21 protein-coding genes are annotated in these 23,136 nt (G+C 61.0%); 7 read left to right on the forward strand and 14 right to left on the reverse strand.

Annotated features, from left to right (window positions below):
• Positions 1–3 precede the first annotated feature (3 nt).
• From GNG27_RS12670 to GNG27_RS12680, 3 genes are read left to right on the forward strand one after another with little or no spacing between them, the layout of a single operon-like run.
• Complete coding sequence (locus tag GNG27_RS12670) at positions 4–1,083, forward strand: HlyD family secretion protein (protein WP_142489655.1); 1,080 nt, start codon at positions 4–6, stop codon at positions 1,081–1,083.
• Positions 1,080–2,498: an efflux transporter outer membrane subunit gene (locus GNG27_RS12675; RefSeq protein ID WP_156263915.1), complete on the forward strand. Its 1,419-nt coding sequence runs from the start codon at positions 1,080–1,082 to the stop codon at positions 2,496–2,498. The genes GNG27_RS12670 and GNG27_RS12675 overlap by 4 nt, the downstream gene beginning before the upstream one ends.
• A gap of 52 nt (positions 2,499–2,550) precedes the next feature.
• Positions 2,551–3,210, forward strand: a complete 660-nt coding sequence (locus GNG27_RS12680) for an O-methyltransferase (protein ID WP_156263916.1) — start codon at positions 2,551–2,553, stop codon at positions 3,208–3,210.
• A 79-nt stretch (positions 3,211–3,289) separates the two neighbouring features.
• Here GNG27_RS12680 and hrpA read toward each other — a convergent pair whose 3' ends face one another.
• On the reverse strand, positions 3,290–7,192 hold the full coding sequence (gene hrpA, locus GNG27_RS12685; protein WP_142489658.1) for an ATP-dependent RNA helicase HrpA: 3,903 nt from the start codon (positions 7,190–7,192) through the stop codon (positions 3,290–3,292).
• 203 nt (positions 7,193–7,395) lie between these two features.
• On the opposite strand from hrpA, the gene azoR reads away from it, so the two are divergent.
• The 3 genes from azoR (at position 7,396) to nadS (ending at position 8,857) form a co-directional block, all read left to right on the forward strand.
• Positions 7,396–8,001, forward strand: a complete 606-nt coding sequence (gene azoR, locus GNG27_RS12690) for an FMN-dependent NADH-azoreductase (RefSeq protein ID WP_142489659.1) — start codon at positions 7,396–7,398, stop codon at positions 7,999–8,001.
• A gap of 237 nt (positions 8,002–8,238) precedes the next feature.
• A complete protein-coding gene (locus GNG27_RS12695) occupies positions 8,239–8,571 on the forward strand; it encodes a type II toxin-antitoxin system RelE/ParE family toxin (protein WP_156263917.1) in 333 nt (110 codons plus the stop codon).
• A 1-nt stretch (position 8,572) separates the two neighbouring features.
• Positions 8,573–8,857: a NadS family protein gene (nadS, locus tag GNG27_RS12700; RefSeq protein WP_156263918.1), complete on the forward strand. Its 285-nt coding sequence runs from the start codon at positions 8,573–8,575 to the stop codon at positions 8,855–8,857.
• Positions 8,858–9,514: 657 nt separating this feature from the next.
• Here the strand turns inward: nadS and paaY are convergent.
• The 13 genes from paaY to paaA form a co-directional block, all read right to left on the reverse strand.
• On the reverse strand, positions 9,515–10,111 hold the full coding sequence (gene paaY / locus GNG27_RS12705; protein ID WP_156263919.1) for a phenylacetic acid degradation protein PaaY: 597 nt from the start codon (positions 10,109–10,111) through the stop codon (positions 9,515–9,517).
• A gap of 10 nt (positions 10,112–10,121) precedes the next feature.
• A complete protein-coding gene (gene paaX / locus GNG27_RS12710; protein WP_142489663.1) occupies positions 10,122–11,057 on the reverse strand; it encodes a phenylacetic acid degradation operon negative regulatory protein PaaX in 936 nt (311 codons plus the stop codon).
• 87 nt (positions 11,058–11,144) lie between these two features.
• Positions 11,145–12,482 carry a phenylacetate--CoA ligase PaaK gene (paaK, locus tag GNG27_RS12715; protein WP_142489664.1) on the reverse strand — a complete coding sequence of 446 codons (1,338 nt, stop codon included), beginning with the start codon at positions 12,480–12,482 and terminating at the stop codon, positions 11,145–11,147.
• Positions 12,483–12,521: 39 nt separating this feature from the next.
• Positions 12,522–13,727, reverse strand: coding sequence for a 3-oxoadipyl-CoA thiolase (gene pcaF, locus GNG27_RS12720; RefSeq protein ID WP_156263920.1), 1,206 nt, complete (start codon positions 13,725–13,727; stop codon positions 12,522–12,524).
• Positions 13,727–14,149, reverse strand: coding sequence for a hydroxyphenylacetyl-CoA thioesterase PaaI (gene paaI, locus GNG27_RS12725; protein WP_156263921.1), 423 nt, complete (start codon positions 14,147–14,149; stop codon positions 13,727–13,729). Before paaI ends, pcaF begins: the two co-directional genes overlap by 1 nt.
• On the reverse strand, positions 14,139–15,563 hold the full coding sequence (gene paaH, locus GNG27_RS12730) for a 3-hydroxyacyl-CoA dehydrogenase PaaH (RefSeq protein ID WP_156263922.1): 1,425 nt from the start codon (positions 15,561–15,563) through the stop codon (positions 14,139–14,141). The genes paaI and paaH overlap by 11 nt, the downstream gene beginning before the upstream one ends.
• 1 nt (position 15,564) lies before the next feature.
• A complete protein-coding gene (paaG, locus tag GNG27_RS12735; protein WP_156263923.1) occupies positions 15,565–16,350 on the reverse strand; it encodes a 2-(1,2-epoxy-1,2-dihydrophenyl)acetyl-CoA isomerase PaaG in 786 nt (261 codons plus the stop codon).
• A 2-nt stretch (positions 16,351–16,352) separates the two neighbouring features.
• A complete protein-coding gene (paaF, locus tag GNG27_RS12740; RefSeq protein WP_156263924.1) occupies positions 16,353–17,120 on the reverse strand; it encodes a 2,3-dehydroadipyl-CoA hydratase PaaF in 768 nt (255 codons plus the stop codon).
• On the reverse strand, positions 17,117–18,187 hold the full coding sequence (paaE, locus tag GNG27_RS12745) for a 1,2-phenylacetyl-CoA epoxidase subunit PaaE (protein WP_142489670.1): 1,071 nt from the start codon (positions 18,185–18,187) through the stop codon (positions 17,117–17,119). The genes paaF and paaE overlap by 4 nt, the downstream gene beginning before the upstream one ends.
• Before the next feature lie 7 nt (positions 18,188–18,194).
• A complete protein-coding gene (gene paaD, locus GNG27_RS12750; protein WP_156263925.1) occupies positions 18,195–18,692 on the reverse strand; it encodes a 1,2-phenylacetyl-CoA epoxidase subunit PaaD in 498 nt (165 codons plus the stop codon).
• Positions 18,693–18,706: 14 nt separating this feature from the next.
• On the reverse strand, positions 18,707–19,453 hold the full coding sequence (gene paaC / locus GNG27_RS12755; protein WP_156263926.1) for a 1,2-phenylacetyl-CoA epoxidase subunit PaaC: 747 nt from the start codon (positions 19,451–19,453) through the stop codon (positions 18,707–18,709).
• An 8-nt stretch (positions 19,454–19,461) separates the two neighbouring features.
• Positions 19,462–19,749 (reverse strand): 1,2-phenylacetyl-CoA epoxidase subunit PaaB, encoded by a 288-nt coding sequence (paaB, locus tag GNG27_RS12760; RefSeq protein ID WP_032611057.1) that lies wholly within the window; start codon positions 19,747–19,749, stop codon positions 19,462–19,464.
• Positions 19,750–19,760: 11 nt separating this feature from the next.
• Positions 19,761–20,690 (reverse strand): 1,2-phenylacetyl-CoA epoxidase subunit PaaA, encoded by a 930-nt coding sequence (gene paaA / locus GNG27_RS12765; RefSeq protein WP_231600397.1) that lies wholly within the window; start codon positions 20,688–20,690, stop codon positions 19,761–19,763.
• A 282-nt stretch (positions 20,691–20,972) separates the two neighbouring features.
• Here paaA and paaZ point away from each other — a divergent pair, with 282 nt between their 5' ends.
• Positions 20,973–23,018: a phenylacetic acid degradation bifunctional protein PaaZ gene (paaZ, locus tag GNG27_RS12770; protein WP_156263928.1), complete on the forward strand. Its 2,046-nt coding sequence runs from the start codon at positions 20,973–20,975 to the stop codon at positions 23,016–23,018.
• The last annotated feature ends 118 nt before the right edge of the window (positions 23,019–23,136 follow it).

Here is a 23,136-nt window from a genome sequence, read left to right on the forward strand (position 1 = left end):
GTTATGAGTCAGCAGGATGCCTCCAGAGAGCAGGCCAATACCCGTAATAATCTGCGCGTGGTATCAGTGTTCGCCGCCGCCGCGATCGGCATCGTTGGCGTGCTGGTGATCCTCTACGCCTGGCAGCTGCCGCCCTTTACCCGTCACGTTCAGTTCACCGATAACGCCTACGTGCGCGGCCAGACCACCTTTATCAGCCCGCAGGTCAACGGCTATATCACCGAAGTGAAGGTGCAGGATTTTGAGCAGGTGAAGAAAGGCGACCTGCTGCTGCAGATCGACGACCGTATCTACCGCCAGCGGGTGCACCAGGCTGAAGCCCAGCTGGCGATGAAAATCGCCACCCTGAATAACAACCTGCAACAGCGCAAAAGCGCCGAGGCGGTGATCCAGCGTAACGAGGCGGCGCTGAAAAACGCCCGCGCGCAGAGCCAGAAAACCCAGGCCGACTTAAAACGCGTGAAGGACCTTACCGCCGACGGCTCGCTGTCCATCCGCGAGCGGGATGCCGCCCTGGCGAGCGCCGCTCAGGGCAGCGCCGATATCGATCAGGCCAAAGCCACCCTGGAGATGTCGCGCCAGGATCTGCAAACCGCCATCGTCAACCGCGCCGCGCTGGAGGCCGACGTCGAGAACGCGAAGGCGGCCCTGGAGCTGGCCCAGATCGACCTGCAGAACACCCGCATCGTTGCCCCGCGTGACGGCCAGCTCGGACAGATCGCCGTGCGCTTAGGTGCCTATGTGACGGCCGGAACCCACCTCACTACCCTGGTGCCGCCGCAGCACTGGGTGATCGCCAATATCAAGGAGACCCAGCTGGCGAACCTGCGCGTCGGCCAGCCGGTGAAATTCACCGTCGACGCCCTGAACGACAGAGCCTATGAAGGCCGGGTGCAGAGCATTTCCCCCGCCACCGGGGTGGAGTTCAGCGCCATTACCCCGGATAACGCCACGGGGAACTTCGTCAAGATTGCCCAGCGCATTCCGGTGCGCATCGAGGTGCTGGGCAAGGCGGAGGACGCGGCGCGGCTGCGTCCGGGGATGTCGGTACAGGTGACGATTGATACCCGGGAGGCAGAATGATCCGCCGCCCGCTCACCGCCCTGCTGATTACCGCCCTCCTGAGCGCCTGCCAGTCGGTGGATGTCGCCCCTGCAAAACCGACATTGCAGATCCCCGCCCAGTGGCGGGCCAGCACCGGCCCCGCCAGCCCGGCAGAGCAGCAGTGGTGGCGCAACTTCCACGACAGCCAGCTCAATCACTATGTCGATCAGGCCCTGCGCAACAACAGCGACGTGCTGATCGCCCGGGAGCGGATCAACGAGTATCAGGCCCGGGTGTATGCCAGCGACAGCAACCTGTTTCCGACCCTGGAGGCCGATCTGAATGCCGGTCGCGCCCGGTCCCAGTCGGCGGCCACCGGTTTGCCCACCTATGGCGCACTGTACAAAGGCAGCCTGACCGCCAGCTATGACGTGGACATCTGGGGCGTGAACCGCCGCACCGCCGATGCCGCTCAGGCGACCCTCGAGGCGCAAAAAGCCGCCGCCACCGCGGCAGATCTGACGGTGGCCTCCTCGGTAGCCTCGGGTTATGTCACTCTGCTGGCCCTGGACGAGCAGCTCCGGGTGACGCAGTCGACCCTCAAAGCGCGGGAAGAGGCCTTTAACCTGGCGCAACGGCAGTATCAGACCGGGTACAGCTCGCGTCTGGAGCTGATGCAGTCCGACTCCGAGCTGCGCTCGACGCGGGCGCAGATCCCGCAGGTGCAGAATCAGATAGCCCGTCAGGAGAACGCCCTGACCCTGCTGCTGGGGGGCAACCCCGGGGCCATCGCCCGTAGCGCGGATTTCGACACCCTGACCCCGCTGCGTATCCCGTCGCAGCTGCCCTCATCGCTCCTTAATCGCCGTCCGGATATTGTGCAGGCGGAACGCCAGCTGATCGCCGCCGATGCTACGCTTGCGGCCTCGCGCGCCAGCCTGCTGCCGTCGATCAACCTGACCGCCACCGGATCGATTCAGGATCGCACTCTGCCCGGCCTGCTGGACAACCCGCTGGAGCTGTGGAGCATCGGCGGCAGTATTCTGGCCCCGCTGCTGAACCGTCAGGCGCTGAACGCCCAGGTGGATATCGGCCAGTCGCAGCGTAACCAGGCGCTCTACAGCTATGAAAAAACCGTGCGCAACGCCTTTAAAGAGGTCAACGACAGCCTGGATGCCATCACCCGCTACGGCGAGCAGCTGACCGAGCTGGTGGCGCAGCAGGCGGTCGCCCAGGAGACGCTGCGGATCGCGCAGAACCGCTATAGCAACGGCTATTCGTCCTATCTGGACGTGCTGGACGCCCAGCGCACGCTGTTCTCGGTGCAGACCAGCGTGGTGCAGGCGAAAAATAACCTGCTGCTGGCACAGATCGATCTGTATAAGGCGCTGGGGGGTGGATGGTCTGAAAACATGCCCGGTGGCGCTACGCTTACCGGGCCTACAGGATCGTAGGCCCGCGCAAGCGTAGCGCCGCCGGGCAAAGCTCTCACTAAGGGGTCAATCTATGCAACAACAGTGGTCTGCCGTAGATAATTACATGATTTCCGAGCTCATTCCTCAGGATGAGGTCCTCCAGCAGGTGCTTGAGAATAACCAGCGCGCCGGTTTACCGGCGCACGACGTCGCCGCCAATCAGGGCCAGCTGCTGGCGCTGTTTGTACGCATGACCCAGGCCAGGCGCATTCTGGAGATTGGCACCCTGGGGGCCTACAGCAGCATCTGGATGGCGCGCGCCCTGCCGCCGGACGGGCAGTTGGTAACTCTCAAGGCCGATCCGGTGCACGCGAAGGTTGCGCGCCAGAATATCCATCTGGCGGGGCTGGATTCGCGTATCGAGCTGATCGAAGGCCCGGCCCTGCTCTCCCTCGAACGCTTCGACAACATCCCACCCTTCGATCTGATCTTTATCGATGCCGACAAGCCGAATAATCCGGGCTATCTGGAGTGGGCCCTGCACTACTCCCGGCCGGGAACGTTGATTATCGGTGACAACGTGGTGCGCGACGGGGAGGTGATTAACGGCCAGAGCGATGATGCCCGGGTGCACGGTGTGCGGCGGTTTATCGAGATGATTGGGGATAACCCGCGTCTCACCGCGACGGCGTTGCAGACGGTGGGCGTGAAGGGGTGGGATGGGTTTACGCTGGCGATTGTGAACGGGTAACAACCGCCGGGCGGCGCATTCGCTTGCCCGGCCTACAGATTTCGTAGGCCCGGTAAGCGCAGCGCCACCGGGCATGGTTTTAGGCTGAGATCTGCTCCATCGCCTGCAAAATACGTTTGTCGGAGATCGGATACGGCGTTCCCAGCTGCTGGGCAAAGAAGCTGACGCGCAGCTCTTCGATCATCCAGCGGATCTCCTGCACGTCTTCGTCATCACGACGGGCGGGTGGCAGCTTGTTCAGCCACTGCTGCCAGCGCTGCTGCACGCTCTCTACCTTCAGCATCTGCGCCCGGTCGCGGTGCGGATCGATGGCCATTTTCTCCAGCCGTTTTTCAATCGCCTGCAGATAGCGCAGGGTATCCCCTAACCGCTTGTAGCCGTTGCCGGTGACAAACCCGCGATAGACCAGCCCGGCCATCTGGGCCTTGACGTCCGACAGCCCCAGCGCCATGGTCATATCCACCCGCCCTTTCAGGCGTTTGTTGATATTGAACACCGCGGTGAGAATCTGTTCCACCTGCTTCGCAATGTTGACCACCGTCTCGTTAAGCTCGGCGCGTACCCTGTCGTGCAGCTTCGCAAAGCCCTCTTCGGTCCACACCGGGCCGCCCGCGGCGTTGATGAGCTGGTCCACGCCGCAGGAGATGCAGTCGTCGATCAGATCCAGCACCTTGCCGTACGGGTTAAAATAGAGGCCCAGCTTGGCTTTGTTCGGCAGCTTCTCGTGCAGATACTTGATCGGCGACGGGATGTTCAACAGCAGTAAACGGCGCAGCCCGCGCCACATCGCCTGCTGCTGCTCCTGCGGGTTATCAAACAGCTTGATCGCCACGCTGTCGCGCTCGTCCACCAGCGCCGGCCAGGCTTTCACCTTGTAGTTGCCGCGCTTCTGCTCGTAGCTTTCCGGCAGTTGACCAAAGCTCCAGATATGCAGCCCGCTCTGCTCGATACCGTCGTCGGCCACGGCAGAGAGGGTCTCCTGCACTTTGCCTTTCAGCGCCTCTTTCAGCTCGGTGAGGGAGCGCCCTTCCTGCAATTTCTTGTTCTTCTCGTCCACGACGCGGAAGCTGATTTTCAGGTGATCGGGCACCTGATCCCAGTGCCAGTCCTCCCGGTCGATAGTCACGCCCGTCATCCGGCGCAGCTCCCGCTCCAGCGAATCCAGCAGCGGCAGCTCCAGCGGCGTCACGCGGCCTAAAAACGCCTCGGCGTAGTTCGGGGCAGGCACAAAGTTGCGGCGCACCGGCTTCGGCAGGGATTTGATCAGGGCAATAATCAGCTCCCGGCGCAGGCCGGGAATTTGCCACTCAAAACCGCTCTCTTCCACCTGGTTGAGCAGCGGAAGCGGAATGTGAACGGTCACGCCGTCGGCATCGGTGCCCGGTTCAAACTGGTAGCTCAGGCGCAGCTTGAGATTGCCCTGATGCCAGAAGTTCGGGTAATCGAGCTTGCTGACCTGCTCCGCCCCCTCTTTGATCAACATGCTCTTTTCAAAGTTGAGCAGATCCGGGGTTTCGCGGCTGACCTTTTTCCACCAGCTGTCGAAGTGGCGGGCCGACACCACATCGTGGCTAATGCGCTGGTCGTAAAACTCAAACAGCGTCTCGTCATCCACCAGGATGTCGCGACGACGGGTTTTGTGCTCCAGCTCTTCCACTTCGCTGCGCAGCTTCAGGTTTTCCCGGAAGAAGGCGTGACGGGTCTGCCAGTCGCCCTCCACCAGCGCGTGGCGGATAAACAGCTCGCGTGACAGCACAGGGTCGATCTGGCTGTAGTTGACCTTACGCGCGGCAACGACCGGCAGGCCGTAGACGGTGACCTTCTCGGTCGCCATCACCGCGCCCTGGGCACGCTCCCAGTGCGGTTCACTGTACGAGCGTTTCAGCAGATGCTGGGCCACCGGCTCGACCCACTCCGGATCGATGCGCGCGGCAATGCGGCCCCACAGGCGGCTGGTCTCCACCAGCTCGGCCACCATCGTCCACTTCGGCGGCTTTTTGAACAAACCGGAGCCCGGGAAGATGGAGAACCGGGCGTTACGCGCGCCGGTAAACTCCTGCTTATCGGCATCTTTCATCCCGATATGCGACAGCAGACCGGTCAGCAGCGCGATGTGAATTTCGCGATACTCCGCCGGCTCGCTGTTCACCGGAATGCCCAGCTCCTTCACCACCTGACGCAGCTGGGTATAGATATCCTGCCACTCGCGCACCCGCAGGTAGTTGAGGAAATCGAGCTTGCACTGGCGGCGGAACTGGTTCGACGACAGGGCTTTCTGCTGTTCGCCGATGTAGTTCCACAGGTTCACAAAGGCGAGGAAGTCGGACTCTTTGTCATGGAAGCGGCGGTGCTTCTCGTCGGAGGCCTGCTGCTTGTCCATCGGGCGCTCGCGCGGATCCTGGATGGAGAGCGCCGAGGTGATGATCATCGCCTCACGCACGCAGCCGTGTTTTTGCGCCTCCAGCACCATCCGCGCCAGACGCGGGTCCACCGGCAACTGGCTGAGCTGACGACCCTGCGGGGTCAGCTTGTAGGCGGTGGCCTGCTCGTCGGTGGTGATCGCCCCCAGCTCTTCCAGCAGGCGCACGCCGTCCTGGATATTGCGTTTATCCGGCGCTTCGACGAACGGGAAGGCGGCGATGTCGCCCAGCCCCAGCGCGGTCATCTGCAGGATGACCGATGCCAGGTTGGTACGCAGAATTTCCGGGTCGGTAAATTCCGGACGCGACAGGAAATCGTCTTCCGAATAGAGACGAATACAGATCCCTTCCGAGACGCGTCCGCAGCGGCCTTTACGCTGGTTGGCAGAGGCCTGGGACACCGGCTCAATCGGCAGGCGCTGCACTTTGGTGCGGTAGCTGTAGCGGCTGATACGCGCCGTGCCGGGGTCGATGACATATTTAATGCCCGGTACGGTCAGCGAGGTTTCCGCCACGTTGGTCGCCAGCACGATGCGGCGGCCGCTGTGGGACTGGAACACGCGGTTCTGCTCGCTGTTAGACAGACGGGCATACAGCGGCAGGATCTCGGTATGGCGCAGGTCGCGCTTGCTCAGCGCGTCGGCGGTATCGCGGATTTCGCGTTCGCCGCTCATAAAGATCAGAATATCGCCCGGGCTTTCGTTCCCCAGCTCGTCCACCGCGTCGAAGATGGCCTGTAGCTGGTCGCGCTCGGTATCGTCGGCGTCTTCGACCATCGGGCGATAACGCACCTCTACCGGATAGGTACGGCCGGACACTTCGATGATCGGGGCATTGTTGAAGTGGCGCGAAAAACGTTCCGGGTCGATGGTGGCCGAGGTGATGATCACTTTCAGATCCGGGCGACGCGGCAGCAGTTCCCGCAGATAACCCAGCAGGAAGTCGATGTTAAGGCTGCGCTCGTGCGCTTCATCGATGATGATGGTGTCGTACTGCATCAGCAGACGATCCTGCTGAATTTCGGCCAGCAGGATCCCGTCGGTCATCAGCTTGACCATGGTGTTGTCGCTGACGTGATCGCTGAAGCGCACTTTATAGCCGATACAGCCGCCCGGTTCGGTTTGCAGCTCTTCGGCAATACGGTTCGCCACGGTACGTGCCGCCAGACGCCGCGGCTGGGTGTGGCCGATCAGGCCTTTGATCCCGCGCCCCAGCTCCATACAGATTTTCGGCAGCTGGGTGGTTTTACCCGAACCTGTCTCCCCCGCCACAATCACCACCTGGTGGTCGCGCACGGCTTCGAGAATTTCCTGTTTCTTCTGGCTGACGGGCAGGTTTTCCGGGTAGGTAATCGCCGGACGCGCGGCTTCGCGCAGCACGACCTTACCCGCCGCCTGTTCGATCTCTTTCGCCATCTCCTGGTAGATAGCCTGTTGTGCATCAGGATTTTTAACCTTCTTGACCCCATGCAGGCGGCGGGCAAACCGCTGTTTGTCACGCAGCATCAGCGGATCCAGCTGTTGCATCAGCATCGGGAAGGTTAATTTCTGTTGTTCTGTCATAGCGTTAACGGGCAGTGCACTGCCGGATAAAATCTCTTTTTAATGATTGATATAGAGTACCACATCGACGATTTTTACGCCTTATTCAAAAAATTCGAACATAGACTTCGATATATTGCGCTATCCCTGCGGCAGGATTGTGAATAGAGTGTCAGCAAGCAACGGGGCAACCCCCCTCATCAAATACAAAAAAGGAATCACCCATGAGCAAAGTATTAGTTCTTAAATCCAGTATTCTGGCAGGGTACTCTCAGTCTGGTCAGCTGTCTGATTATTTCGTTGAGCAGTGGCGTGAACAGCACAGCGGTGATGAAATTACCGTCCGCGATCTGGCCGCTCAGCCAATCCCGGTACTGGATGGTGAACTGGTTGGTGCCCTGCGTCCGAGCGATGCGCCACTGACCCCACGTCAGCAGGAAGCGCTGGCGCTGTCCGATGAGCTGATTGCCGAGCTGAAAGCGCACGACGTGATCGTGATTAACGCCCCGATGTACAACTTCAACATCCCGACCCAGCTGAAAAACTACTTCGACCTGGTGGCGCGCGCTGGCGTAACCTTCCGCTACACCGAGAAAGGCCCTGAAGGCCTGGTGACCGGTAAACGTGCAATTGTGCTCTCCAGCCGCGGCGGTATTCACAAAGATACCCCAACCGACCTGATTGCGCCGTACCTGTCCGTGTTCCTGGGCTTTATCGGCATCACCGACGTGAACTTCGTGTTCGCTGAAGGTATCGCTTACGGTCCGGAAGTGGCGACCAAAGCGCAGAACGACGCGAAAGCCGCGATCGACAGCCTGGTGGCTGCATAAGATTTCCCACTCCCACCGCCTGGTGGGAGTTTTTTTATTCCCCCTGCCTTCCCCGCATCTTTACGAGACGCCTCGTAGAATCAGCACGCTTTTCAGCACGATATCCCCACACTTCATACAATGCCGACGAGTAGCAGAGGTCATTTGAGTTGACTCGAGCTCTGACAGCAAAATATTTATGGACCTGTACTATGTACACTAAAAGGTGTACATGGTACCTTACATGGAGTGAGAATCGTGTGCCATTCAATAGAATTTATCGAGACATCACTGTTTACACGGCAGATCAAACAGATTGCTACAGATGATGAACTCCTGGCGCTACAGAGAGAGCTGATTGCATTTCCGGACAAAGGTGATGTCATCCAGCATACCGGTGGGCTGCGAAAAGTCCGGATGGCAACGGGTACTCAGGGTAAAAGCGGTAGCGCCAGGGTGATTTACCTCCTGGCGACACGGGAGATTATCTGGCTGGTGCTCGCTTATCCGAAAAGCGCCAAAGAGAATCTGACTGATGCGGAAAAGGCTGAACTAAAAAAGCTGACAACCTTACTGAAAAACGAGGTCTAAAATGAATTTTTTTGACGAGCTGAAAACGTCCCTGGAAGAGGCAGTCGACATCAAAAACGGCACCAAAGCCCCTGCCCGCGTTACCCGCTATGAGATTGCCGATGTCAAAGCGATCAGAGAGCAGCTTAACGTTTCCCAGGCGGAAATGGCAAAAGCGCTGGGCACCAGCGTCGATACCATCAAAAGCTGGGAATCCAGACGGCGTAACCCAACCGGCCTTGCGGCAAAAGTACTGGCCACTATCCAGGCGAACCCCGCATTCTTTTACGAACTGACTGCACATTAAATGGTCGTTTTTACGCCATCAACAGCGGAACGGGAAATAACCGCGCAGAAATGAAAAAGCCCTAGCGCTATATTGCCGGGGCTTTTAGGGTACTACCAAATTAATAATTAACATTCATCAACTTAATTACACACTACAACTTCAAAGATGTACGTATTCTCACAGGATTACCGTTTAAACCAGTTAACGCTACCTCCTTTGATAAGTATGTGAAATAACATCATGTCCTGTCGTGTACATCACCCACGCGATATATACTCTTGATGCGTTGCCTTAATTGCGTCGCGATATTCTTAACGCCATACTTACGTCCCCGGATCGCGACCATTACTCTTTGAAACAAGGCCTTACATCATCGCGTTGACTTCCCCATCATGCGATCGTACTGATTTACTGCATGGCCTGAAAGCGTGTTCACACTGGCGTTTACTTATTACCAGGACCCAAACTACACTACTTCGTGGCCTTTATCGCATCTCATTACTGCTTTATTACCGCACCGTTAAGCATTTATTTCTCTCCGGTGCTGAGTTCTAATTTACTCATTATAGATGCACTGTCAACACCCGAATCACGCACTGTTATATTTTATTGTTTAATATCATTAAAACAGATAATTACGTGATCGCGATCTCGTTTGGGAAGGCGTTTAGCCGCTCAGCTGGACGATTTCGGGCGCAGATTCTCATCAAACACCAGCCGCTTACGATCCGGCTCCACCTCCTGCAGCGGCTCGACCTGGTGCATCGTCTGTTTGCAACGTTCAACCAGCGTCTGATACTCCCGGGTGCCCTGCTTCTTCCACTCTTTTTCCTGCTCGCTCAGGACGCGAATCGCTTTGGCCGGGCTGCCGATGATCAGATGGTCGGCTGGCATTTCCGCTTTCGCTTTCACAAACGCGGCGGCGCCGACAATGCTGTTTTCGCCAATCACCGCCCCGTCGATGATCACCGCATTCATCCCCACCAGCGCATTCCGGCGGATGATGCAGCCATGCAGAATGGCACCATGACCGATGTGCCCCTCTTCCTCCACCACCGTGTCCTGTTCCGGGAAACCGTGCATGATGCAGTTATCCTGAATATTGGCCCCGTCCTTCACCACAATACGGCCAAAATCACCGCGCAGGCTGGCGTTGGGCCCCACGTAGACGCCCTTGCCGAGGATCACATCGCCAATCAGCACCGCGGTCGGGTGGACATAACTCTCTGGCGGAACGACCGGGGTCATCCCATCGATTTGATATACAGGCACATTACCTCCTTTACGCAGGCGTCAGGCCGCCGAAGCGTTGCCAGTATGAAGAGCCCGGCGATGGCAGTTCGCCAACGCTGGTCTCCCCTTTATCACTGACAAACGCCAGCGCCCCTGGCGCCACGCGCTGATAAATGTTGATGCACAGCTGGCGGGCCGTCTGGCCTGCCCAGTGCGATGGGAGTAACTCTTCCGGCAGGAGCGGGTCCTTGAGCACCACCCGGCGGTAAAAATGGATCAGTAAAAGCTGGATCTGGAAGCAGCGTTCCGGCGTCAGCTCCTCCGGGGTGGCTTCACGCAGCAGCGGCAGCAGCGGCCGGAACGAGTCGATGAAGGTTTCATACATGACGTTCTGCTCGCTGAGCTGCCAGCACTCCTCCACCCGCGAGCGCAGCGCGGCGCGGGAAAGCGCCAGCGGCGAGTGCGCCTCAAAGCAGATCACGTTCTCGGCCACGCCCGCCTCGTGCAGCAGGGTCTGTACGTCCGCCAGCTGTTGCGACGGCGAAGCCATCAGGCTGGGCGCCAGAGTGCCGAAGCCCTGCCAGATGAGCTGTTTTTTCACATCCGCCAGCGTGGCTTTGTCCATCCCTTCGGACAGCAGCAGCAGCCATTTGCCGTCCCAGGCCGGAAGCTCGGCGCGATAAATTTTCGCCTCTGCCCGCCGGGTCAAGCGCAGCCCTTTGTCGCTTAGCCGGTAAAAGCTGCGTCTGCCGATGCGGATCACATCCAGCCAGCCCTCCTTGTTCAGGCGGAACAGCGCGGTGCGCACGAAGCGCTCGCCAAATCCCATCCCTTCCAGCAGGGCCGCCAGGCTACCCAGCCAGACTTCCCCGCCGCGATGGGAGAGCGCATCACCGTACAAGGAGGAGATCAACGACGTGCCGCTGACGGGAACGGAGCTGACCGCGTGCTGAATAAAGGCGTCGAGTTTACTCATATGATTCATTCTGTTGTGATTATTATTCCGGATGAATCATAGCATAGCGCCAAAAGCCTGACCCTCCCCAATACGGAGAGGGTCAGCAGGCGGGGGTTAGCCGTTGGCGGCGGCCTTGCGCAGGTCGAAGACGCGGCAGGCTTTGCCTTCGGAACGCGGGATGCTGCCGCAGTTCACAATGGTTACGTCAGTGGAGATCCCCACCATCGATTTGATGCGGTGGCGCAGCTCGTGGCACACATGGCAACGCTGTTCGTGGGTCAGCGTCAGGCTGCTCTCCTTCAGCTCCACCTTCACCGAAAGCGAATCAAGATGGCCCCGGCGATTCACCTCCAGCTGGTAGTGCGGCGACAGATGTTCGAACTTGACGATCTCCTCTTCCAGCTGGGACGGGAAGACGTTTACGCCGCGGATGATAAGCATATCGTCGCTGCGCCCGCTGATGCGATCCATCCTGCGCATGGTGCGGGCGGTGCCCGGCAGCAGGCGGGTCAGGTCGCGGGTGCGGTAGCGGATCACCGGCAGCGCCTCTTTGGTCAGGGTGGTGAACAGCAGTTCGCCCTGCTCACCGTCGGCCAGCGGCGTGCCGTCGTTCGGGTTGACGATCTCCGGGTAGAAGTGATCTTCCCAGATGGTCGGGCCGTCGGCGGTTTCGATACACTCCATCGCCACGCCCGGGCCCATCACTTCGGACAGGCCGTAGATGTCGAGCGCGGTGATCCCGAGGCGCTTCTCGATTTCGCGGCGCATCGCCAGGGTCCAGGGCTCGGCGCCAAAGACGCCGACGCGCAGGGAACATTTACTGGCATCGCCGCCCATCTGGCGCTCCAGCTCTTCGATCAGGTTGAGGCAGTAGGACGGCGTCACCATGATCATATCCGGCTGGAAATCGCGGATCAGCTGGGCCTGTTTCTCGGTCTGGCCGCCGGACATCGGGATCACCGTCGCGCCTAAACGCTCGGCACCGTAATGCGCACCCAGCCCGCCGGTGAACAGGCCATAGCCGTAGGCAACGTGGATTTTGTCCTTCGCACTCCCACCGGCGGCGCGCAGGGAGCGGGCCACAATGTTGGCCCAGTTATCGATGTCGTTCTGCGTGTAACCGACCACGGTCGGTTTGCCGGTGGTGCCCGAGGAGGCGTGAATACGCACCACCTGCTCCATCGGCACCGCGAAGGTGTCGAACGGATAGTTGTCACGCAGATCCTGTTTGGTGGTGCACGGGAACTTGCGAATGTCCGCGAGCTCTTTGAAATCGTCAGGATGGACCCCCGCCGCATCAAACTTGCGTTTGTACATCGGGACGTTGTTATAGGCGTGTTCCAGCGTCCACTTCATGCGCTGGGTTTGCAGGGCCTGCAGCTCATCCAGGGAGGCGGTTTCGATCGGGTCAAGCTGAGTGGCCGCTGTCGTTGTCGTTGTCGCTGCTGTCATTGTGATTGTCATTGTAGGGTACTCACTTTTTATAATTGTTCAGACACGCTCAAGGATCATGGCAATGCCCTGACCGACACCAATGCACATCGTGCAGAGCGCATAGCGCCCTTTACGACGATGCAGCTCGTTGCTGGCGGCCAGCGCCAGACGGGCCCCGCTCATTCCCAGCGGATGGCCCAGGGCAATGGCGCCCCCGTTGGGGTTCACATGGGGAGCATCGTCCGGCAGCCCCAGCTCGCGCAGCACGCCCAGCGCCTGCGAAGCGAAGGCTTCGTTCAGTTCGATAACGTCCATATCGTTGATGCTCAGACCGGCGCGCTCCAGCACGCGGCGGGTGGCAGGCACCGGGCCCAGCCCCATCAGACGCGGTTCAACACCGGCAGTCGCCATCGCCACGATGCGGGTACGCGGCGTTAAGCCCTGCGCTGCCGCCATCTCTTCGCTGGCGATGATCAGCGCCGCAGCGCCGTCGTTCACGCCGGACGCGTTGCCCGCGGTGACCACGCCCCCGGCGCGGAACGGCGCTTTCAGCCCGGCCAGCATCTCCAGGGTAGTGTCCGGGCGCAGATGCTCGTCATGCATGACTTCTGTCACTGCCCCTTTTTTGCCTTTAATCATCACCGGGACGATCTCCTGGGCCAGGATGCCGTTGGCCTGGGCCTGGGCGGTGCGCTGCTGGCTGCGATAAGCAAAGGCGTCCTGGTCCTCGCGGGAAATCCGTAACAATTCTGCTACATTCTCTGCCGTTTCCGGCATGCTGTCAGAACCGAATTGCTGGGCCATGAGCGGGTTCACAAAACGCCAGCCGATGGTGGTATCAAAAATCTCATTCTGACGCTGGAAGGCGCTGGTGGCTTTGCCCATCACGAAGGGCGCGCGCGACATCGACTCCACGCCACCGGCAATCATCAGGTCGCCATCACCGGCACGAATGGCGCGGGCGGCAAAGCCCAGCGCATCGAGGCCGGAGCCGCACAGGCGGTTCAGCGTAGTGCCGGAGACGGTCTGCGGCAGCCCGGCCAGCAGCAGGGACATGCGCGTCACGTTGCGGTTGTCCTCCCCCGCCTGGTTGGCGCAGCCAAAAATCACGTCATCAATGCGTTCCGCGTCCAGACCCGGGTTACGCGCCAGCAGCTCGCGCAGCGGGATAGCGCCCAGATCGTCCGCGCGCACGCCGGACAATGCCCCGGCATAGCGGCCGATGGGGGTACGGATCCCGTCACAAATAAAGGCGTCACGCATTATGCTTCTCCTGTAATAGTGCCGCCGATGCGGTGGGATTTCCCACGGAACAGGGCAACGGTTTTCTGCTGTTGGTTAACAATTTCAATGTCGTACACGCCGGTCTGTTTCCCCTGATGGCGCACCTGCGCGGTGGCGGTGAGCCTGTCGTGGGCAAAGGCCGGACGCACAAAATCGATGGTGCAGCCCGAGGCCACCGCCGCCAGCCCCTGGCTGTTACAGGCGTAGGCGAAGGCGGTGTCAGCAAGGGTAAACAGCTGGCCGCCGTGGCAGCTTTTGTGGCCGTTGAGCATCTGCGGCGTGACGGTCATGGTCAGTACTGCCATGCCCTCGTCCATCTCAATAATGTCGATGCCATAGGCCTGGGCGCAGGCATCGTTTTCATACATGGCGCGGGCGTTGCGCCAGGCGTTATGACTCATAGCTACTCTCCAGAAGCGCACGCTGGCGCAGCAGGGATGACGGGCGATAGCGTTCTTCACCGTAGTGGCGTTGCAGGTTTTCCAGCAGGCGCAGCAGACGCTGCCAGCCAAGCTGTTCTCCCCAGGCCAGCGGGCCGCGCGGGTAGTTCACTCCGAGGCGCATGGCGGTATCGATATCCTGTTCACTGGCGACCCCTTTTTGCAGGGCGTCGAGCGCTTCGTTGACGATCATCGCCACCGTGCGCCAGATCAGCAGGCCGGGATAATCGGCCACCTGCAGGACGCGCTTGCCCTGCTGTTGCAGGTGCCACACCGCTTTCAGGGTGGCGGAAGCCGGATTGCTGGCCGCAGCCGCAATGACGGCGACATCCCCTTCCTGACGATCGCACACCACCACCGGCTGGCCGTAACGGTTCGCCAGCGCCTGGGCGGTCTCGCCCTGGGTCTCGATCAGCAGCAGGCCGTCAATTTCGGTGACACCGTCACTTTTCCGCTGGACCTGCATCGCACTGTAGGTATCGCTGACGGGCTCCAGCCAGTTCACGACAGGCTTCTCGCTGCGCCAGCTGTAGACGCCCTGCCCGCTCTTCCTGCCGAAGCGCCCGGCCAGGACCAGCTCCTGCTGCACCAGCGACGGCAGAAAACGGCGCTCCTGCCAGAAGGCGTTGAATACCGAACAGGTGACGGCGAAGTTAACGTCCTGGCCGATCATGTCGGTCAGCTCCAGAGGCCCCATCGGGAAGCCCGCGCCGTCGCGCAGCGCGGCGTCGATAACTTCCGGGGCGGCAACCTGCTCTTCCAGGGCCCGCCAGGCTTCGGCATAGTACGGACGCGCTACGCGGTTGACGATAAAGCCCGGGGTGGACTGGCAGCGCACCGGCTGTTTACCCCAGTTCACCGCCAGCTGGCTCAGCTGTTCCACCACTTCCCCGGAGGTCGCCAGCCCGCTCACCACCTCCACCAGCTTCATCACCGGGGCCGGGTTAAAGAAGTGCAGCCCGGCCACGCGCTCGGGGTGGCGCAGGTCGGCGGCAATGGCGGTAATGGAAATAGAGGAGGTATTGCTGGTCAGCAGCGTTTTGGCCGGGCAGATCTCCGCCAGCTGGGCAAAGAGCGCTTTTTTGACCGCCATCTGCTCGGAGGCGGCTTCGATCACCAGGTCGGCCGCCGCCAGGGCGTGAATATCGGTCACCGGCATCAGGCGCTGGAGCGTCTGCTCGCTCGCCTGAGCGCTCAGCTTACCGCGCGCCACGCGGGACTCAAGCCGGGTGCGGATCCCGTCGATGGCGCGGGAAATCGCGTCGGCATTGATGTCATACACCAGCACCGGATGGCCGTAGCTGGCCGCCACTTCGGCGATCCCGGCCCCCATGATGCCGCTGCCAATCACCGCCACGGTATGAATTGTCGTCATCTTATTTCCCCGTAAACTGCGGCGCACGTTTGTTGAGGAAGGCGCTGACGCCTTCGCGGTAGTCGGCGCTGCGTCCGGCCAGGCGCTGATAGTCGCGCTCCAGATCCAGCTGGGCATCAAGGGTGTTGGTTTCGGCGGCGTTGATCGCCTGCTTGATAAGTCCCAGGCCAAAGGTTGGCTGCGATGCCAGATGCACGGCCAGCTGGCGGGCGGTGTCGGTGAGTTCGGCGTCATCCACCACCTGCCAGATCATTCCCCAGGCATGGGCCTGCTCGGCGCTGATTTTCTCCCCCAGCAGGGCCAGGCCCATGGCCCGGGCGCGGCCGGTCAGGCGCGGCAGCAGCCAGGTCCCGCCGGAATCCGGCACCAGACCGAGCTTGCTGAAGGCCATCACAAAGTTCGCCGAGCGGGCGGCAATGACGATATCGCAGCCCAGCGCCAGGGTGGCACCGGCTCCGGCGGCGACGCCGTTGACCGCGCAGATCACCGGCTTAGGCAGTTTTGCCAGGCGCCTAACCAGCGGGTTGTAAAATTTCTCCACCGACATCCCGAGGTCCGGCGCGGGGCTGTTCGGGTCGACGTTGCGGTCGTTAAGATCCTGCCCGGCGCAAAAGCCGCGCCCGGCCCCGGTCACCAGCAGGCAGCGGATGCTGTCGTCGCGCTCGGCCTGGGTCAGGCACGCCGCCAGCTGCTGATGCATCTCCTCGTTAAAGCTGTTGAGACGCTCCGGGCGGTTCAGGGTGATCGTCATGACCCCCTGCTCAACGTGACTCAGAATGAAATCCATGGTTAGCGTCCTTTAAATTCGGGGGTGCGTTTTTGCAGGAAGGCATCAATGCCCTCGCGGCGATCGTCGGTGGCCGCCAGCAGGGTAAAGAGCTGACGCTCCTGGGCCAGCCCGGCCTGCAGGGCCACCTCCTGAGACTGGCGTAACGCCTGCTTCGCCGCCTGCAATGCCAGCGGCGAGTGGCGCGCCATCAGCCCTGCCTGCCGGAGGGCATATTCCAGGGTCAGGGCATCGGGATAAACGTCGCTCACCAGGCCTGCGGCCAGGGCCTGACGGGCGGTGATGCTTTCGCCGGTCAACACCATTTTGCTGGCGAGGGATTTGCCGACGCTGCGGATCAGGCGCTGGGTCCCGCCCGCGCCCGGCATAATGCCCAGCGTAATTTCCGGCAGACCGAAACGGGCGTTTTCCCCGGCAATCACCACATCGCACAGCAGCGCCAGCTCGCAGCCCGCGCCCAGCGCGTAGCCATTCACGGCGGCAATCAGCGGTTTGCTGAAGGCGTTGATCCGCGCCCACAGCTGCGGGCGAATGTCGTTCAGGGTGGCGGCCAGATCTTTTTCGGCCATCTCGTTGAGATCGGCCCCGGCAGCAAAGCAGCGTTCGTTGCCGGTAATTACGCACACCGAAACCTCGCTATCGGTTGCCGCGGCTTCGAGGGTGGTCGCCAGCTCGCTCAGCAGGGCATTGTTCAGGGCGTTGCGCGCCGCCGGGCGGTTCAGGGTCAGGTGCAGCACCCGCCCCTGACGGGTGATAATCAGGTCGCTCATGCCATCCCCTTCGCGTCGAAGTCCACCACCACGTCGCTGGTCAGCGGCAGGGCCTGGCAGCTCAGAACGTAGCCCGCCGCCAGTTCGTCCGGCTCGAGGCTGTAGTTGGTGACCATGTCCACCTTTCCACGCACCACTTTGCATTTGCAGGTGGCGCAGACCCCGCCTTTACAGGCGTACGGCAGATCCGCGCCCTGACGCAGGGCGGCGTCGAGAATGCTTTCGTCGTCAGCGGTGAGGACGATCTCGCGGTCGCGTCCGTCCTGACGCACCGTCACTTTCTGCCCTTCCACCTGCACGGTGTGGGCGCGTTTCACGCTGGTGCCCGGGGTGTTAAAGCGTTCCAGATGCAGCGATTTTTCCGGCATCCCCAGCGCTTTCAGCGCCAGCTCAGCTTCGTCCATCATTGCCGCCGGGCCGCAGATAAAGGCTTCGTCAAACTGGCTGAAGTCGATTAAGTGTTTCGCCAGCGCCTGGAGCTTTTCACCGTCGATGCGGCCATGCAGCAGCTCGCTGTCCAGCGTCTCCTGGCTGAAGATGTTTACCACCTGGAGGCGCGTCGGGTAGCTGTCCTTCAGGTCGGCCAGCGCCTGGCGAAACATCATGCTCTGGCTGCTGCGGTTGCCGTAAATCAGGGTGAACTGGCTGTTCGGTTCGGTTTTCAGGGTGCTGGAGATGATCGCCAGCATTGGGGTGATGCCGGAGCCGGCGGCAATCGCCAGGTAGCAGCCCTCCCGTTCTGCCAGCGGCTGGTAGCCAAAATGGCCCTGGGGCACCATCACCTCCAGCGCCATCCCCTGTTTGATCTCATCCCGGGCATAGCGCGAGAAGCGGCCGCCGTCGATGGCTTTCACCGCCACGCTGATCTCGCCCGGCTGAACGCTGCGGCAGATGGAGTAGCAGCGACGCAGCTCTTCGCCCGCGAGATGGGCCTTCAGGGTCAGATGCTGGCCGGGACGGAAGCGATACGCCTCCTGCAACGCCCGGGGAACCGCGAAGGTGATGGTCACCGCATCGCGGGTTTCGGGTTCTACTTTTGCCACCGTTAAGGAATGAAACGTTGTCATGGCGACCTCAGATACATTTGAAATAGTCGAAAGGTTCCCGGCAGCTGTCGCAGCGATAAAGCGCCTTGCAGGCCGTGGAACCAAATTCACTGATCATGGTGGTGCGGGTGCTGGCGCAGCGCGGGCAGGTCACCTCGGCGGGCAGATGCGCATGGCAGCTATGACCGGCCGGGGGGCTGATGCCGTACTGGCGCAGGCGCTCCCGGGCATCCGGGGTCATCCAGTCGGTGGTCCAGGTCGGGTCGAGCTGGATGGTGATCTGCACCGGGGCATAGCCGTGGGTGGTCAGCGTGTCGCGGATCGCCCCCATCAGATGGTCGGTAGCCGGACAGCCGGAATAGGTCGGCGTGAAGCCGATAGCCCAGCCTTCACCCTGCGGGGTAACGCTGCGCACCATGCCCAGATCGGTAATGGTCAGCACCGGGATCTCCGGGTCCGGGATCTGGCTCAACAGGGACCAAATCTGCGGGACGGCGGCGGGTGTGAGTTCGACGGCATGTTGCATAGTGCTCTCCTGCGTTACCACTGCTGCCCGGGATAAACGCGCTGCAAATACTGCATCTCTGCCAGCATCGGTCCCAGATGTTCGGTGTGCAGCCCGTTACGGCCGCCGCTGCGGTAGGCGGACTCAGACGGCACGCTCAGCGTCGCCGCGTTCAGCCCGGTAAACACTTCCGCTTCCCACGCTTCGCGCAGGCTGCGGGGATCGACGGCGATACCTTCCGCCACCAGGGCCTGGTCAATCTCGTCGGCCTCGAACAGCTCGGCGGTAAAGCGCCACAGGTCGTTGACCGCCTGCTGCATTTTCTGCGCCGAGAGGGCGGTGCCGTTGCCCAGGCGTTCCAGCCAGCCGCGGCTGAAGCGCAGGTGGTAGCGGGCCTCTTTGATGGATTTGGCGGCAATGGCGGCCAGCTGGGGATCGCGACTCTGGGTCAGACGGGTAAACAGCGCCACGTGCCAGGCGTCAATAAAGTACTGCCGGGCAATGGTGTCGGCGAAGTTGCCGTTCGGCTGCTCCACCAGCAGCAGGTTGCTGAACTGGCGTTCATCGCGCTGGAAGGCCAGCGTATCTTCGTCGCCCACCCCTTCCAGCTCGGCGGCGTAGGTTAAGAAGTTGCGCGCCTGGCCCAGCAGGTCGAGGCCGATATTGGCCAGCGCGAGGTCGATCTCCAGCTCCGGGGCGTGGCCACACCAGGCCCCCAGACGTTGGGAGAGCACCAGGCCGTTATCACCCAGACGCAGAACATAGTGCGTTAACATTTTCATCCCCGACCTCACATGTGCTCGATGCCATCAGGGATGGTGTAGAAGGTGGGATGACGGTAGACCTTGCTTTCCGCCGGATCGAAAAACTCGCCGCGCTCTTCCGGCTGCGAGGCGACGATTTCGCTCGCCTTCACCACCCAGATCGAGCAGCCTTCGCTGCGGCGGGTGTAAGCATCGCGGGCGTTTTCCAGCGCCATGCGGTCATCGGCGGCGTGCAGGCTGCCGACGTGACGGTGGGACAGCCCCTGTTTGCTACGGACAAACACTTCGTACAACGGCCAGTATGTTTTGCTCATTGTGATTCCCCTTACGCAACCTTGCGGGCATGTTGTTTTTCTGCGTGCGCCAGTGCGGCTTCGCGCACCCACGTCCCCTCTTCCCAGGCTTTATTCTTGGCGGCCAGGCGTTCATGATTACAGACGCCGCGACCGTTGATCACGTCGTCAAACTCCTGCCAGTCGATCTCGCCAAAACGGTAGTGACCGCTTTCGGCATCGAAGTGCAGATCCGCATCCGGGACGGTCATCCCCAGCATCTCCACCTGCGGCACGGTGTTGTCGACGAAGCGCTGACGCAGCTCGTCGTTGCCAAAACGTTTGATCTTCCAGGCCAGGCTGCGGGCGCTGTTCGGGGAGTTGTCGTCATTCGGGCCAAACATCATCAGTGCCGGCCACCAGAAACGGTTAATGGCGTCCTGCAGCATCTGGCGCTGGGCTTCGCTGCCCTGGGCCAGCGCCATGCAGGCCTCAAAGCCCTGACGCTGGTGGAAGCTCTCTTCTTTACAGATTTTCACCATCGCCCGGGCATAGGGACCGTAGGAGGTACGGCACAGCGCCACCTGGTTAACGATGGCCGCGCCATCCACCAGCCAGCCAATCACGCCGATATCGGCCCAGCTCAGGGTCGGGTAGTTGAAGATGGAGGAATACTTCATCTTGCCGTCGAGCATCTTCTGGTAGATGTCTTCCCGGGCGCAGCCCAGCGTCTCCGCCGCGCTGTAGAGATAGAGACCGTGCCCGGCTTCGTCCTGCACTTTCGCCAGCAGAATGGCCTTGCGGCGCAGCGTCGGGGCGCGGGTGATCCAGTTGCCTTCCGGCAGCATGCCGACAATTTCGGAGTGGGCATGCTGACCAATCTGGCGGATCAGCGTCTTGCGGTACGCGTCAGGCATCCAGTCCTGCGGCTCGATGGCCGTCTCTTGCGCGATTCGCTGTTCAAAGCGTTGTTCTTCCGTCACGTCATCACCCTTATGATTCGTATAAACAGTAAGTTTCACTAAATGATGAATCACTTCGTTTCTTAAAAGTTACACAAAGGTTAAATATAACCCCAAGGAGTGTTTGCTTATTTTGTGATGTGGCTCGCAAGCCTTTTTCGAAGCCCCTTTGGTGGTAGGAAACCTGGAACGGGAATAGCCAGACAAGATCACAATGTTAACAAATCATTAAAACATCACTTGCATTTTATGATTCATAATCAAACTATCTATAGCTAAATCACGAACCACCTGGAGAGAAAAATGCAGCAGTTAGCCAGCTTTTTGTCCGGCACCTGGCAGTCTGGCCGGGGCCGTGAGCGCACTATTCAGCATGCCATCAGCGGCGAAACCCTCTGGCAGGTCACCAGCGAAGGGCTGGATATGGCCGCCGCGCGTCGTTACGCCATTGAGAAAGGCGGTGAAGCCCTTCACGCCATGACCTTCATCGAGCGCGCCGCGATGCTGAAAGCGGTGGCAAAACATCTGTTGAGCCAGAAAGAGGTGTTCTATGCCCTCTCTGCCCAGACCGGGGCGACCCGCGCCGACAGCTGGGTGGATATCGAGGGCGGGATCGGCACCCTCTTCACCTTCGCCAGCCTCGGCAGTCGTGAACTGCCGGACGATACCCTGTGGCCGGAAGATGAGCTGATCCCCCTGTCGAAAGAGGGTGGTTTTGCCGCCCGTCACGTCCTGACCTCGAAATCTGGGGTGGCCGTCCATATCAACGCCTTTAACTTCCCGTGCTGGGGAATGCTGGAAAAACTGGCCCCAACCTGGCTGGCGGGGATGCCGGCCATCATCAAACCGGCCACCGCCACGGCGCAGGTTACCCAGGCGATGGTGAAAGCGATTGTTGAAAGCGGCCTGGTGCCGGACGGCGCCATCAGCCTGATCTGCGGCGGTGCGGGGGATCTGCTCGATCAGCTCGACAGCCAGGACGTGGTGACCTTTACCGGCTCCGCGGTCACCGGCCAGATGCTGCGCGTACATCCGAACATCGTCGCCCGTTCGATTCCCTTCACCATGGAGGCCGACTCCCTGAACTGCTGCGTGCTGGGGGATGACGTCACCCCGGAGCAGCCGGAATTTGCCATGTTTATCCGTGAAGTGGTGCGGGAGATGACGGCCAAAGCCGGACAGAAATGTACCGCCATCCGCCGCATCATCGTGCCGCAGGCGCAGGTGGAGGCCGTCAGCCAGGCGCTGATCGCCCGGCTGGAAAAAGTGGCTGTTGGCGACCCGGCGCAGGAAGGGATCAAGATGGGTTCGCTGGTCAATGCCGAACAGCGCGCTGACGTGCAGGAGAAAGTGGATGCCTTAGTGACGGCGGGCTGCCAGGCCCTGTTGGGCGGTAAAGCCGACCTGCACGCCGCCGGGGCCTTCTTCCCGCCGACACTGCTGTTCTGTCCACAGCCGGATGAAACCCCGGCGGTGCACGCCACCGAAGCCTTTGGCCCGGTCGCGACCCTGATGCCGTATCAAACCCGCGACCATGCCATGGCGCTGGCCCGTGCCGGGGAAGGCAGCCTCGCCGGAACGCTGGTGACCGCCGATCTGCGCCTGGCGCGTCAGTTTATCGCCGGGGCCGCGCGCGCTCACGGCCGTATCCAGATCCTCAACGAAGAGTCGGCCAAAGAGTCCACCGGCCACGGCTCCCCGCTGCCGCAGCTGGTGCACGGCGGTCCCGGTCGCGCTGGGGGCGGCGAAGAGCTGGGTGGCCTGCGGGCGGTGAAGCACTACCTGCAACGCACCGCGATCCAGGGCAGCCCGAGCATGCTGGCCGCCATCAGCCAGCAGTGGGTGCGCGGCGCCCAGGTGCAGGAGGATCGCGTCCATCCGTTCCGCAAATATTTCGAGGAGCTGCAGCCGGGCGACAGCCTGCTGACCCCGCGCCGCACCCTGACCGAAACCGACATCGTCAACTTTGCCTGCCTGAGCGGGGATCATTTCTACGCCCACATGGACAAGATTGGCGCGGCGGAGTCGATTTTTGGCGAGCGCGTGGTGCACGGTTACTTCCTGATCTCCGCTGCCGCCGGGCTGTTCGTCGATGCGGGCGTCGGGCCGGTGATCGCCAACTACGGCATGGAGAACCTGCGCTTTATTGAGCCGGTTAAACCGGGCGATACCATCCAGGTGCGTCTGACCTGCAAGCGCAAAACGCTGAAGAAACAGCGCACGGCGGAAGAGAAACCGACCGGCGTGGTGGAGTGGTCGGTGGAGATCTTCAACCAGCACCAGCAGCCGGTGGCCCTTTACTCCATCCTGACTCTCGTCTCCCGTCAGCACGGCGATTTTAACGCCTGATCCCCCTCCCTCCGGGTAACGTCGCGCACGTTACCCGGCTTCTGGCACATCTGACAAAACATCTGGCAAATGCAGGCAAACGGTACGCACAGCGTTATTGCTATGTTGGCATTGAATA

Origin of the sequence: Leclercia sp. 119287 (genome assembly GCF_009734485.1) — a bacterium.
In the GTDB taxonomy this organism is placed as follows: Bacteria; Pseudomonadota; Gammaproteobacteria; order Enterobacterales; family Enterobacteriaceae; genus Enterobacter; species Enterobacter adecarboxylatus_C.